Annotated in this window: 14 protein-coding genes; 13 read left to right on the plus strand and 1 reads right to left on the minus strand. The window is 32.6% G+C overall.

Annotated elements, in window-relative coordinates; all coding sequences use genetic code 11:
• The first annotated feature begins 2 nt into the window (after nt 1–2).
• Genes nusB through ald form a run of 7 tightly spaced genes read left to right on the plus strand, consistent with a single transcriptional unit; the run spans nt 3 to nt 7294 of the window.
• A complete protein-coding gene (gene nusB, locus ACY3JJ_RS05500) occupies nt 3–437 on the plus strand; it encodes a transcription antitermination factor NusB (RefSeq protein WP_463082182.1) in 435 nt (144 codons plus the stop codon).
• Nucleotides 418–2280 (plus strand): 1-deoxy-D-xylulose-5-phosphate synthase, encoded by a 1863-nt coding sequence (gene dxs, locus ACY3JJ_RS05505; protein ID WP_463091154.1) that lies wholly within the window; start codon nt 418–420, stop codon nt 2278–2280. Before nusB ends, dxs begins: the two co-directional genes overlap by 20 nt.
• A complete protein-coding gene (locus ACY3JJ_RS05510; RefSeq protein ID WP_463091155.1) occupies nt 2277–3101 on the plus strand; it encodes a TlyA family RNA methyltransferase in 825 nt (274 codons plus the stop codon). The genes dxs and ACY3JJ_RS05510 overlap by 4 nt, the downstream gene beginning before the upstream one ends.
• Entirely contained in the window at nt 3077–3868 is a 792-nt protein-coding gene (locus ACY3JJ_RS05515) for an NAD(+)/NADH kinase (protein WP_463091156.1), read from the plus strand. The genes ACY3JJ_RS05510 and ACY3JJ_RS05515 overlap by 25 nt, the downstream gene beginning before the upstream one ends.
• 7 nt (nt 3869–3875) lie before the next feature.
• Entirely contained in the window at nt 3876–5621 is a 1746-nt protein-coding gene (recN, locus tag ACY3JJ_RS05520) for a DNA repair protein RecN (RefSeq protein WP_463091157.1), read from the plus strand.
• Nucleotide 5622: 1 nt separating this feature from the next.
• A complete protein-coding gene (locus ACY3JJ_RS05525; RefSeq protein ID WP_463091158.1) occupies nt 5623–6153 on the plus strand; it encodes an NUDIX hydrolase in 531 nt (176 codons plus the stop codon).
• 25 nt (nt 6154–6178) lie between these two features.
• The gene (gene ald, locus ACY3JJ_RS05530) at nt 6179–7294 is read left to right on the plus strand and encodes an alanine dehydrogenase (protein ID WP_463091159.1); all 1116 of its coding nucleotides are present in this window, start codon (nt 6179–6181) and stop codon (nt 7292–7294) included.
• Between the two features lie 34 nt (nt 7295–7328).
• Here ald and hslO read toward each other — a convergent pair whose 3' ends face one another.
• Nucleotides 7329–8216: an Hsp33 family molecular chaperone HslO gene (gene hslO / locus ACY3JJ_RS05535; protein ID WP_463091160.1), complete on the minus strand. Its 888-nt coding sequence runs from the start codon at nt 8214–8216 to the stop codon at nt 7329–7331.
• An 89-nt stretch (nt 8217–8305) separates the two neighbouring features.
• Here hslO and ACY3JJ_RS05540 point away from each other — a divergent pair, with 89 nt between their 5' ends.
• The 6 genes from ACY3JJ_RS05540 to aroB all read left to right on the plus strand — a co-directional run bounded on the left by ACY3JJ_RS05540 (nt 8306) and on the right by aroB (nt 13608).
• Complete coding sequence (locus tag ACY3JJ_RS05540; RefSeq protein ID WP_463082174.1) at nt 8306–9079, plus strand: basic amino acid ABC transporter substrate-binding protein; 774 nt, start codon at nt 8306–8308, stop codon at nt 9077–9079.
• Between the two features lie 10 nt (nt 9080–9089).
• Nucleotides 9090–9746: an amino acid ABC transporter permease gene (locus ACY3JJ_RS05545; protein ID WP_463082173.1), complete on the plus strand. Its 657-nt coding sequence runs from the start codon at nt 9090–9092 to the stop codon at nt 9744–9746.
• Nucleotides 9739–10467, plus strand: coding sequence for an amino acid ABC transporter ATP-binding protein (locus ACY3JJ_RS05550; protein WP_463091161.1), 729 nt, complete (start codon nt 9739–9741; stop codon nt 10465–10467). The genes ACY3JJ_RS05545 and ACY3JJ_RS05550 overlap by 8 nt, the downstream gene beginning before the upstream one ends.
• Before the next feature lie 86 nt (nt 10468–10553).
• A complete protein-coding gene (gene aroE / locus ACY3JJ_RS05555; RefSeq protein ID WP_463091162.1) occupies nt 10554–11393 on the plus strand; it encodes a shikimate dehydrogenase in 840 nt (279 codons plus the stop codon).
• Complete coding sequence (aroC, locus tag ACY3JJ_RS05560) at nt 11381–12547, plus strand: chorismate synthase (RefSeq protein ID WP_463091163.1); 1167 nt, start codon at nt 11381–11383, stop codon at nt 12545–12547. Before aroE ends, aroC begins: the two co-directional genes overlap by 13 nt.
• Entirely contained in the window at nt 12535–13608 is a 1074-nt protein-coding gene (gene aroB, locus ACY3JJ_RS05565) for a 3-dehydroquinate synthase (protein ID WP_463091164.1), read from the plus strand. Before aroC ends, aroB begins: the two co-directional genes overlap by 13 nt.
• The last annotated feature ends 17 nt before the right edge of the window (nt 13609–13625 follow it).

The raw sequence follows: 13625 nt of genomic DNA on the forward strand, positions 1-13625 counted from the left end.
AAATGAGCAAAGAAAGAACAAGATGTAGAGAAAAGGTTTTGATGTATTTATTCCAGCAAGAATTGGGTCAAAATGTTGAGGTAGATTTTGATGATTTTTCACTACAAGCTCAAGCTTTTGCTCACAAACTCTATGAAAGTACTCTTTATTTTAGAAATGTTGCTGATGCTATTATAAGTAAATTTAGTAAGAATTGGAGATTAGATAGAATAGGAGGCTTGGAGAGAAACATTTTAAGAATGGCAATAGCTGAAATGTTTGCTTTTGAAGATATTCCACCTGGTGTTACTGTTAATGAAGCTGTTGAGTTGGCTAAAAAATATGTCAGTCCAGAAGCTGGTAGATTTGTTAATGGTATTTTAAGGAATATAGTTAGGAATTGGGATGAGATTTTAAAAATTAGAGAGGAATATTTAAATGTTGTTAGAGAGAATTAATTCTCCGAATGATTTAAAATCTCTATCTGTAGAAGAGCTAAGGAATTTAGCTGAAGAAATTAGAAGAGTAATTATTAATACAGTAGAGAATAATGGTGGTCATTTAGCATCTAATTTAGGAACTGTTGAGTTAATTTTAGCTCTTCATTATGTTTTTAATACACCCATTGATAAGATAATTTGGGATGTAGGGCATCAGGCATATACTCATAAATTAGTAACTGGAAGAGCAAAAGATTTTCATACATTGAGACAATATGGTGGAATCAGTGGATATATTGCTCCTTGGGAAAGTGAGTATGATCATTTTGCTGTAGGACATGCTGGTACATCTTTATCTGCTGCTTTAGGATTCGCTAAAGCAAGGGATATTAAAGGTGAAAAATATAAAGTTATAGCAGTAATAGGTGATGGTGCTTTAACTTCTGGAATGGCATGGGAGGCATTGAATCAAATTGGATTCTTGAATACAGATCTTATTGTTATATTAAATGATAATGAACATTCTATCTCACCTAATGTAGGAGCTTTAGCAGTTTATTTGGCTAAGCTAAGGAAACACCCTCTTTATAGATTTTTTAAGCAGACAACTCAGAATTTTTTAAAGAATTTACCCTTAGGAAAAACCTTGTTATCCTTAGATCTAAAATTGGAGAGAAGTTTAAAGAGTCTTCTCTTGGAAAATCCAATATTTGAAGATTTAGGTTTTAAATATTTTGGTCCCTTTGATGGACATGATATACCCCTTTTAATTTCCGTATTTAAGGGTATAAAAGATAATCTATCTTGTCCAGTATTGATACATGTCACAACCAGAAAAGGAATTGGCCATAAAGATGCAGAAGCCATACCTTCCAAGTTCCATAGTGTGGGATCAAAGAAAGAACGTGAAAAAAAAGTACCTACATATACAGAGGTTTTTGGTAAAACATTAGTTGAATTAGGAGAAAAGGATGAGAAGATTGTAGCTATTACAGCTGCAATGCCAGATGGTACTGGACTTTCCTATTTTGCAGAAAGATTTCCAGAAAGATTTTTTGATGTTGGAATAGCAGAACAGCATGCAGTGACCTTTGCAGCAGGGCTTGCTATGAATGGGTTAAAACCTGTAGTTGCCATATATTCTACTTTTCTTCAGAGATCCTTTGACCAGATCATTCACGATGTTTGTTTACAGAAGCTTCCTGTAGTATTTGTATTAGATAGAGCTGGCCTTGTTAGTGATGATGGCCCTACTCATCAAGGAATTTTTGATCTCTCTTATTTGAGGCTTATCCCCAATATAGTTGTTTCTTCTCCAAAGGATGAATCTGAACTTAGAGATTTGTTATATACAGCAATTAATTATCCTGGTCCATTTGCAATAAGATATCCCAAAGGAAAAGGATACGGGGTAAAACTTCCTTCTAATCTTAATAAGATTGAAATAGGTAAAGCTGAGATATTAGAAGAAGGTAAGGATGTTCTTTTTTTGGCTATAGGTTCCATGGTATATACTGCTTTGGAAGCCCATAATGTTCTGAAGGAGAAGGGAATATATGCCAAAGTAGTCAATTTAAGATTTTTAAAACCTTTAGATATTCCATTACTTGAAGAATTATTCTCTAAGTTTAAATATATCTTTACATTAGAGGAAAACATTGTAACAGGAGGACTTTTTGGGGCAATTTCTGAATTTGTTTCTAAGTTTCATTTTAACGTAAATGTATATCCCATAGCACTTCCAGAAAAATTCATAGAGCATGGAAATGTGGAAATCTTAAAAGAAATATACGGTTTAAAAGAATATCATGTAGTAAAAGAAGTAATAAGGGTTCTTGATAAAACAAGGGTGGAAGGTTGAAAGAAAAAACTCCTAAGGAAAGACTCGATACTCTATTAGTTAAGAAAGGATTTTTTGAAAGTAGAGAAAAAGCTAAGTCTGCTATTATTGCTGGACTGGTTAAAGTAGATGGCAAGTTAGCAGATAGACCTGACGTAAAATTTTCACCTTTTGTTTCCATTGAAATTCAACAATCTTTTCCCTATGTTAGTAAGGGTGGATTTAAGCTAAAAAAGGCTTTAGATGAATTTAAGATAAATGTTACAGGATTTATAGCTATTGATATAGGTGCAAGTACTGGTGGATTTACTGACTGTTTATTACAAGAAGGTGTAAAGAAAATTTATGCTATTGACGTGGGAAAGGGCGTTTTACACGAAAAACTAAGGAGGGATACAAGAGTTATAGTGATGGAAGGGATAAATGCGAGATATTTAAAGGAAGGTGATATTCCTGATAAGGTTGATATTATAACTATAGATGTATCCTTTATATCAATATTGAAGATATTTCCTGTTATAAGATCTTTTTTAAAAGAAGAAGGAATGGTTATTTCATTGATAAAACCTCAATTTGAGGCATCTCCAAAGGATGTTAATAAGGGCGGTATAGTAAAGAATATTGACGTCCATTTAAAAGTGATAGAAAATATTAAAAATAATTTAAAAACTCTTGGATTTTATTTAAGAAATATTACATATTTTTATAGCAAGGAAGGGAAAGGAAATATAGAATATCCAACATTGTTTGCTTTACAAGAAAAAGATGAGATTTCTATAGATAAGATAAAAGAGATAGTAGAGGAGGCTTTTTCGAATTGGAAATTACTTTCCAAAAAATAGGAGTATTTTACAACCCTAAAAAAAGAGATGCAAAAAAGGGGATAGAAATAATAAGAGAGTGGGCAATAAAAAAGAATTACGAAGTTCTAATAGATAATGATGATGTGGATTTGGGAATAGCAATTGGTGGGGATGGTACTGTATTATATGCTTTAAAAAGGGTAGCACCTAAAGGTGTTCCTGTAGCTGGAATAAATACAGGTAGACTTGGATTCTTAACTACTGTTGAGTTTAAAGATATAGGTAAATTTTTATTTTCTTTAGATGAAAAGAAGTTTTTCATAGAACAGCATCCTGTAATCAAATTAAAAATTGATGAGAAGATTTATTATGCCTTTAATGAGGTTGTATTTTTGAAATCTGAGAATACTCCATTGATATCTTTAAATCTATTAATAAATGGAGCTTTGTTAAACACACAACCTGCAGATGGTGTAATTATTGCTACCTCTGCTGGTTCTACAGCTTATGCCTTATCTGCTGGTGGACCTATAATTTTTCCTGATCTTGAAGCTTTTGAATTTTTGCCTATATGTGCCCATTCTCTTATATCTAGACCTGTTGTTTTTCCAATCAATTCGGAAATTCAGATCAGTTTTTCAAAAAGGTCGTTACAAGTGCAAGTTTGGGTTGATGGTAAAAAAGTAGATCTTGTTGGAAATAGACAAAAAGTTATTATAACTAAAGCGGAATTTTATGGAAGACTTATTTTCCTTCCAGGATGGGATTTTATTAATAGATTAAAAAAGAAATTACATTGGAGGTAGATAAGAAATGCTTCTTGCTCTTAGAGTTAAGGATTTTGCAATAATAGATGAGATAACTCTAGATTTTCATGATGGTTTAAACGTAATCACTGGAGAAACAGGTGCTGGTAAGTCTCTGCTTGTGGATGCTTTAGCCTTTTTGCTTGGAGAAAGAGCATCAACAGACATTATTAGAACTGGAAGTAATAGAAGTTTAGTAGAAGCTATGTTTGCTATGAATGAAGAAGCAGAAAGACTATTGGATGAATGGGAGATTCCAAAAGAGAAGGATGGAACATTACTTGTATCAAGAGAGTTAAATAAAAATGGAAGAAGTAAATGTAGGGTAAATGGTGAACTTGTTACAGTAGGAATGTTAGAGCGTTTACTATCGAATATTCTTGAAATACATGGACAACATGAACATCAGAAAATTCTTCGTAAGGATTTTCAGTTGGAAGTTTTTGATCTCTTAGGTGGAGATTCATTGATAAGACAAAGGGAAAAGGTTAAAGAATTATTTTCCAGATTAAAAGGTCTTTATTCCGAAAGGGAAGAAATTTATGCAAAGGAAAAAGAGAGACAGCAAAGAATAGATCTTTTATCTTTTCAGATAGAAGAGATTGAAAAGGCAAATTTGAGAATAGGAGAAGAAGAAGAGTTATTAGAGCAACGGCAAAAGCTACAAAATTTTGAAAAAATAAGATATGGTATTGAGGATGCTATAAAATGTCTGTATGAAAATAACGAAGGATATTCTGCTTTTGAATTAATTGGAGAAGGATTAAATAGTATAAAAGCTCTTTCTTCTATAGATGAAAATATTTCTGGAATATTAGAACTATTGGAAAATGCTAAATTATATCTTAGTGAAGCAGTTGATAATTTAATGAGATATAAAGATAATTTAGAGATAGATCCTAATGATCTTGAATATATAGAAGAAAGACTTTATAGAATATCTCAATTAAAAAGGAAATATGGTAAAAATATTGAGGAAATCTTAGATTATAAAGAAAAAGCTAAAGAAGAACTTAATACTTTATCTAATATGGAAGCCCATTTAGAGAACATAGAAAAGGAGATAAAGGAATTAGAGGAAAAGCTTTTATATGAAAGTGAAATTCTTTCCCAAATGAGAAAAGAGATCGTTGATAATTTTGTAAGAAAGGTAGAAAATGAGTTAAAGGATTTAGGAATGGAACATGCAAGATTTTCGGTTGATTTTCAAGAACCAACAGGAGGATTTATATTTATTAATGGGATAAAAGTGGGAGAAAAAGGAAGAGAAGTTGTAGAGTTTATGCTTTCATCAAATCCTGGAGAGGCTTTTAAACCCTTGAGACATATAGCATCTGGAGGAGAACTCTCAAGGATAATGCTTGCCTTAAAAACTATACTTAACGAAGTTGATAATACACCTGTTTTGGTATTTGATGAAATAGACACAGGTATTGGAGGGGAAACGGCTTATCTACTTGCTCAAAAATTATGGAATATATCCAAGAAGAGACAAGTTTTCTGTGTGACACATTTACCTCAGATAGCAGCGTGGGCTGATTATCATTTCCATGTGGAGAAGAAGATTATAAATGATCAAACAAGAATAAGGGTTTCTATGTTAGAGGATAAAATCAGAGTGATGGAAATATCAAGAATGTTAGGAGGTAGTATAGTTTCTGAAGTAAGTCAACAGCATGCCAAAGAGCTTTTAGTAAAAGCGTCAGAATTTAAAAGTAGAGAAAACTTGAGAGAAATAGGAGGTGGGATGTAAGTTGGATGAGAAAATAGTAAGCGAAAGGGAAATTTATAAAGGAAGAATAATTACAGTAAAAGAGTACGATGTAGTACTTGAAAATGGAAAATTAGCTAAGAGAGAAGTAGTACATCATCCGGGTGCAGTAGCTATATTACCAATAGCAAGGGATGGATCTGTATTTTTTGTAGAGCAATATCGACTTCCAGCTAAAAAAGTCTTATTAGAAATTCCAGCCGGAAAACTTGATTTTGGAGAAGAACCAATAAATTGTGCTAAAAGAGAACTGGAAGAAGAAATAGGGTATATTCCAAAAAATTTAAAGTTAATTCATGTTTTTTACCCATCACCTGGAATAAGTGATGAGGTGTTATATCTATATGAAGCTACAGATCTTGAGAAGACAAATACAAATCCTGATGATGATGAGTTTTTAAAAATAATTTCTTTAACAGCAGATGAGATAATAAAAGCTTTAGAAAGTGGTAAGTTTGAGGATTCTAAAACATTAATTGCTATTTATTATTTCTTAAGATCAAAGAAGATATAAGACAACAAGGAGGCTTAAGAGAGATATGATTATAGGTGTTCCTAAGGAGATTAAACCTGAAGAAAATCGTGTTGCTATTGTTCCTGGTGGAGTACAAACATTGGTCAAAAAAGGACATAAAGTATATATTGAAAAAGGTGCAGGATTAGGGAGTGGTTTTACAGATGAAGAATACGAAAAGGCAGGAGCAATAATATTAGAAAAACATGAGGATGTGTTTTATGAGGCAGAATTAATTTTAAAGGTGAAAGAACCCTTACCTGAAGAGTATCCTCTTCTTACTGAAGGAAAAATTTTATTTACTTACTTGCATTTAGCAGCATCCGAAGAACTTACAAAAAATCTTATTAAAAGTAAAGCAATATGCATAGCTTATGAAACTGTACAAACAGAAGATGGTTTTTTACCACTTCTTGCTCCTATGAGTGAGATAGCAGGAAGAATGGCTCCCCAAGAAGGTGCTAAATATTTAGAGAAACCTTTTGGTGGGAGAGGAATTTTATTAGGTGGAGTTCCAGGAGTTCCTTCTGCTAATGTGGTTATAATAGGTGCAGGGACTGTTGGTTTTAACTCTGCAAGAATAGCTTATGGAATGGGTGCATCTGTAACTTTGTTGGATATAAATCCAAGAAAATTAAGATTTGTGGACGATTATTTCCAAGGAAAGGTGAATACGATGATAGCAGATGAATACAATATTAGGATGGCTGTAGAATACGCAGATCTACTTATTGGAGCAGTATTAGTACCAGGGGCAAAAGCCCCCAAAATAATTACGAGAGATCTTTTAAAGAGAATGAAAACAGGTGCTGTTATTGTTGATGTAGCTATTGATCAAGGTGGCTGTGCTGAGACATCACGACCAACAACCCATTTAAATCCTATTTATGAGGAGGAAGGTGTAATACATTATAGTGTGGCTAATATGCCTGGAGCTGTTCCAAGAACAGCAACTAGAGCTTTAACTCTAAATACTCTTCCTTATGTAATTGAGATTGCTGATAAAGGTTGGGAAAGAGCTGTGAAAGAGAACAAAAGTCTTGCAAAAGGTGTAAATATAGTAAAAGGTGAAATTACCTGCGAAGCAGTTGCTAATGCTTTTAACCTACCTTATACTCCTTTGGAAAAAGTATTAAGTTAATGTATGAAAAACCCCTGGAAAAACCAGGGGTTTTTTAAGTTTTATTTTTAAGTTCAAGGATAATTTTTTCTATATCATGTTTTTGAAAAATATATTTCTTACCACAAAACTCACATTTCACTTCTATGTCCTCATTTCTTTTTTGTAGTTCTTCTAATTCCTTTAATCCTAAAGCAATGAGAGTATTTTCAGCTCTTTCTCGGCTACACCTACATGCATATTTCAATTCTTCTCTATTAAACATGTCAAAATCAAATCCTTCAAATATTTTGTTAATTATATCTTCTGGGTTTAGTCCATTTAATATCATTTGACTTGGTGGTTTTAATCTATTAATATTTTCTTCTAACTTACTTACAATATCTTCCTCTGAATCTGGTAATATCTGTACAATATAACCTCCTGCTGCAATTACTTTTCCTTCTTTATTGACATAAACCCCTGCAGCAACAGCTGATGGTTGTTGCTCAGAGGAAGCAAAATAATAAGCTAAGTCTTTTGCTATTCCTCCAGAAACAAGTGGTGTCATTCCTTGATATGGCTTTTTAAGTCCAAAATCTCTTATGACACTTAGTACTCCTTCTTTTCCTATTGCAGAAGCTACATCAAGCTTTCCTTCTGGGGTAGGTGGCAAATCTATGTAAGGTCTTTTAATATACCCTCTTACATTTCCATTAGCATCAGCATCAGCAAAAACATTTCCTAAGGGGCCATTCCCTACAATTTGCAAACTAATTCTTTCATCTTTTTTCTTAAGCATTTTCCCCATAATAGCTGTTAGGGTAAGAGTTCTTCCTAAAACTGCTATTGCAGTAGGAGAGGCATTATGTATGATCCTGGCCTGTTCTACCAGTTCTGTTGTTTTAGCAACATAAGCAATAATTTTTTTGTCTTTAGAGATTCCTCTTATTAGGTAATCCATAATTTTTCACCTCCACTTCATATATTATACTTGACTTTTATGAATATCTATTCTTATACTTTTAAAAATTTCAAAAAGGAGGAAAATTTATGCGAAAACTATGGTTAATATTATTCCTATTAATATTTGTTTTAAGTTTACCAACATTTGGGGCTTCTGCTTTAGAGAGGATTAAGAAAGCAGGTATTCTTAAAGTTGGTAGTGATGTGGCTTATGCACCTTTCGAGTTTATGGAAGGTGATAAGCCTGTAGGTTTTGATATAGATATAGCTAATGAAATTGCAAAAGCCTTAGGAGTGAGATTACAAGTTATAAATACTTCTTTTGATGGAATAATAGCTGCATTAAAAGCGAAGAAGTTTGATATGATTATTTCTGCAATGACAATTACAGAGGAAAGAAAAAAAGAAATATCCTTTTCTATCCCTTATTATGATTCAGGACAAATTATAGTTGTAAGGAGTGATAATAAAGATATAAGAAGTGAGAAGGATTTAAAGGGTAAAATAGTTGGAGTACAGTTAGGTACTACAGGAGAAATAAGTGCTAAAAAGTTAAAGGATCAGGTAGGGATTAAAGAGATAAGGAGCTATGAAACAATTCCAGAAGCATTTATGGATCTTGAACTTGGAAGACTAGACGCAGTTATAAATGATCTTCCTGTATCCCTTTATTATTCAAAGAATAACCCAAAGTTAAAATGTGTAGGAAAACCCTTTACTAAGGAACAGTATGGTATTGCTGTGAGGAAAGAAGATACTGATCTTTTGAAGAAAATAAACGAAATTTTAGTTAATTTAAAGAAAACTGGTAAATATAAAGAAATATATAAAAAGTGGTTTGGTACAGAGCCAATAGAGTAGAGGTGATATTTTGGATTTTAATATAAATATCTTCATAGAAAGTATCCCATATCTATTGAGAGGCGCATTAGTGACTTTGCGCCTCTCGATTATATCTGTAGGTATTGGTGTAGTTTTGGGGTTATTTATTGGGCTTGCAAGAATTTCAAAAAAATATATTTTTAGGATACCAGCCACATTATATGTAGAAGTTATAAGGGGTACACCCTTATTAATGCAACTTCTTATCATATATTATGCTTTACCGTCCTTTGGTATAAATTTAGGAGCTATTACTGCTGCTATTGTCGGTCTATCGATTAATAGTGCTGCATATACAGGAGAAATTTTTAGAGGGGGAATTCAATCTATAGAGAAAGGACAAATGGAAGCTGCGAGATCCTTAGGTATGTCCTATTTTCAAGCCATGAGATATGTAATTTTGCCGCAAGCCTTTAAAAGAATTCTTCCTCCTTTGACGAATGAATTTGTTTCTATGTTAAAGGAAAGTTCATTAGCTTCTACTTTAGCTGTTACTGAGCTTTTAAGGGCTGGTAGAGAGATAGTTGCTTGGAAAGCAAATGTTTTCAGTCCCTTTTTAGGAGTTACGCTTATTTACCTTCTTATGACTTTACCTTTAACCCGTTTATCAATGTGGATGGAAAAGAGGTTGAAAAAAGGTGATTAAAGTTGTAAATCTTCATAAGAAATTTAAAAATCTTCATGTATTAAAGGGCGTAAATCTCGAAGTAAAAAAAGGAGAAGTTTTAGCTATTATTGGTCCAAGTGGAGGAGGTAAAAGCACACTTTTAAGATGTATAAATAGGTTGGAAGAACCTACTGAAGGAGAAATATATATAGATGGAGTAAAAATCACGGATCCTAAGGTAGATATAAATAAAATAAGACAAAGAGTAGGTATGGTTTTTCAATTATTTAATTTGTTCCCTCATCTTACAGCTCTTGAAAATATAACTTTAGCTCCAATAAAAGTTAAAAAGATAGATCCTAAAATAGCTAAAGAGAAGGCATATGAACTCTTGAAAAGAGTAGGGCTTCAGGATAAAGCTAATAGTTATCCGTCTCAACTTTCTGGGGGGCAACAGCAAAGAATAGCAATTGCTAGAGCATTAGCTATGGAACCAGAAGTAATGCTTTTTGATGAACCAACTTCTGCTATAGATCCTGAAATGACAAAAGAGGTTTTAGATGTAATAAGGGAACTTGCTTATGGTGGCATGACTATGATGATTGCTACTCATGAAATGGGTTTTGCTAGGGAGGTGGCTCATCGAGTTATATTTTTAGATCAAGGACAGATAGTAGAAGAAGGTAATCCTAAAGAATTTTTTGAAAACCCTAAGGAGGAGAGAACTATTGAATTTCTAAGTAAAATCCTTTCTATTTGACAAAATACGCTTTTTTTGGTAAATTATCCTTTAACTAAAAAGCTCAAAGGGGAGAAAATAGTGGAAAGAGGGGTGAATTATTTTCTTTGATTTCCTCATCGACAAGATTATTAGGACTTATTGGATACCCATTAGGGCATTCTATATCTTTTTATATACACAATGCCTCTTTTCAGGCATCAGGTATTGATGCTATTTACTTAAATATACCCATTTTACCCGAGAATTTTAACCAAGCATTTTTAGGATTAAAGTATTTACCTATTTGGGGACTTAATGTAACTGTACCTTTCAAAGAGAGGGTTATAGAATTCTTAGATGATCTTTCACCCACATCCAAAATGCTAGGGGCAGTGAATACTATCTATAGAGATAAAAGAAATTGTTGGTTGGGTGATAATACAGATTTACCAGGTTTTTTATATACATTAAGGGAATTAAATCTTCCTCAGGACATAATTTATTTAGTATTAGGAGCAGGAGGAGCATGTAGAGCAGTTTTATATGCATTAGTTGAGTATGGAGTAAGGGAGATTTTTTTAACAAATAGAACTTATGAAAGGGCAGAAAAATTAGCAGAAGAAATATGGAATAATAAGGGCATTGCTATTAAATTATTACCTTGGGAAGAGAAGGAGAAAGTTAAAGATAAATTTGTACTTATAAATACTACATCATTAGGACTTGATAGTAAGAGTAATCCTTGGGATTCATCTTTAGATAAGGCTGTTTTTGTTTATGACCTGATATATAACCCACCTTTGACGCCTCTTTTAATGATGGCAAAAGAAAATAATATTCCTTATAAAAATGGTCTCGATATGCTCATATATCAGGCGGCATTTTCTTGGAAGAGATGGTTTGGATTTATGGGACCTGTGAATATTATGAGGGAGGAGGCAGAAAAAATAATATGCGCTTCTTAACAGCTGGTGAGTCTCACGGAAAGGGTTTATTAGTAATAATAGAAGGAGTTCCTGCAGGGATTAAGATAAACAAAGAAGATATAGATAAGGAGCTTCATAGAAGGCAAAAAGGATATGGAAGAGGAAAGAGGATGGAAATCGAAAAAGATATGGTGGAAATCATTTCAGGAATAAGAGGTGGATATACCTTAGGGTCACCTATAGGGTTTTTAATAAAGAATAAGGACTGGGAAAATTGGAAAAATGTTATGGATCCTGAAGAAATTTACGATTATGTTCCTGTAACAAAACCAAGGGCAGGCCATGCCGATTTTGCTGGAGTTGTAAAGTATCATTTTGATGATATAAGGAATATTTTAGAAAGGGCAAGTGCAAGGGAAACATCTGCAAGGGTTGCAGTAGGAGCTGTAGCTAAATGTATATTGAGAGAATTTGATATAGATATAATAAGTTTTGTTGAAGGAATAGGTAATATTGAAAGTAGATTTGATATTAATAACTTTTCTTGGGATGATATTAAAAATAAAGTAGAAAACTCAGAGCTTAGAATGATTGACGATGAATTAGAAGAACAAGCAAGAAAGTTAATAGATGAAGCAAAGGAAACGGGAGATACTCTTGGTGGAAGATTTATTTTACTTGCAAAAAATGTCCCTATTGGGATAGGAAGTCATGTTCATTGGGATAGAAGACTTGATGCATTGTTGGCATATGCAGTTATGAGCATTCCCTCAGTGAAGGGAGTAGAAATTGGAGAGGCCTTTTTATCAAGTAGAGAAAAGGGTTCTAGAGTTCATGATGAATTTATTAATGAAAGTACAAACTTGAGAAAAACAAATTATGCAGGGGGAATAGAAGGTGGTATGTCAAACGGAGAAATAATAATGATTAGAGCTGCAGTAAAACCAATACCAACTTTGAGAAAACCATTAAAAACTTTTGATATAAAAGAAAAGAGGATAACGGAAGGATACTATGAAAGAAGTGATGTTTGTGTAGTTACATCTGCAGGAGTTGTAGGTGAAGCAATGATGGCTTGGATAATTGCAGATGAACTCCTTAAGAAATTTTCTGGAGATCATATAGAGGAGATTAAATTGTCTTATGAGAATTATAAAAATTATGTATATAAGAGGTTGGGATGGAAGAGTTAAGGATTTATTTGCCAGATGAAAGAGAATATCCAATATATATTGGTGATGATATATTAAAGGAAAAGATTAATGAATTAATTTTGCCATACTCCTCATATTTTGTTATATCTCATAAATTTTTAATTAATTATTACAAAAATGATTTCGTAAATATAAAGGAAGATTCATATATATTTGTTCCTGAAGGAGAAAAAAGTAAATCCTTTAAAGAAGTAATTAGAATTGTTAGAAATATGGCTAATTTAGGTGCTGACAGAAAGAGTGTTTTATTAGCTTTTGGGGGTGGTGTTATTGGGGATTTAACAGGATTTGTATCTTCCGTTTATATGAGAGGTATTGATTATATACAAATACCTACTACTTTACTTGCACAAGTTGACAGCTCCATAGGAGGGAAGACAGGGATAAATATACCAGAAGGAAAGAATTTAGTGGGTACCTTCTATCATCCAAGAGCTGTTGTTATTGATGTTAAAACCTTAGAAACCCTTCCACAAAGGGAATATATAAGTGGTATAGCAGAGATTGTTAAATATGGATTAGTTATGGATTATGAGCTTTTTGAATATTTGGAGAGAAATTATTTAGATATTAAAAATCGAAATAAAGAAAAATTAATATGGATTATAAAGAAAAGTCTTGAATGTAAAAAATACGTGGTTGAAAGGGACGAAAAAGAATCATCTTTAAGAATGATCTTAAACTTTGGACATACATTTGGCCATGCAATTGAGGCAAAAAGTAAATATAAAAAGTATTTGCATGGAGAAGCAGTAGCTATTGGTATGATATTAGCAACCCAGTTGGCGTATAAACTGAAGATGTGTGATTTCTCAGTGTATGAAAGGTTAAAAAGACTTTTATTAAATTTTGGGTTTGTAGTGAATAACCCCTATAAATTTGAAGAACTTATTCCATTTATACAGCGAGATAAGAAAGCTTTCAAAGGCAAATTAAGATTTATATTACCTGAAAAGATCGGAGAGGTAAAGATCGTAGATTATTTAAAAGAAGAAGATATACTAAGGATTATGAAAGAGGGTGATAGTTATGGAATCTGAGTTTTATGAGTTTAAGA

It is taken from the genome of Dictyoglomus sp. DH, from assembly GCF_055181375.1.

Coding starts and splice junctions, on each gene's coding strand:
- recN (WP_463091157.1), top strand. CDS start 3,876: ATGCTTCTTGCTCTTAGAGTTAAGGATTTTGCAATAATAGATGAGATA.
- nusB (WP_463082182.1), top strand. CDS start 3: ATGAGCAAAGAAAGAACAAGATGTAGAGAAAAGGTTTTGATGTATTTA.
- dxs (WP_463091154.1), top strand. CDS start 418: ATGTTGTTAGAGAGAATTAATTCTCCGAATGATTTAAAATCTCTATCT.
- ACY3JJ_RS05540 (WP_463082174.1), top strand. CDS start 8,306: ATGCGAAAACTATGGTTAATATTATTCCTATTAATATTTGTTTTAAGT.
- hslO (WP_463091160.1), bottom strand. CDS start 8,216: ATGGATTACCTAATAAGAGGAATCTCTAAAGACAAAAAAATTATTGCT.
- aroB (WP_463091164.1), top strand. CDS start 12,535: ATGGAAGAGTTAAGGATTTATTTGCCAGATGAAAGAGAATATCCAATA.
- aroC (WP_463091163.1), top strand. CDS start 11,381: ATGCGCTTCTTAACAGCTGGTGAGTCTCACGGAAAGGGTTTATTAGTA.
- ald (WP_463091159.1), top strand. CDS start 6,179: ATGATTATAGGTGTTCCTAAGGAGATTAAACCTGAAGAAAATCGTGTT.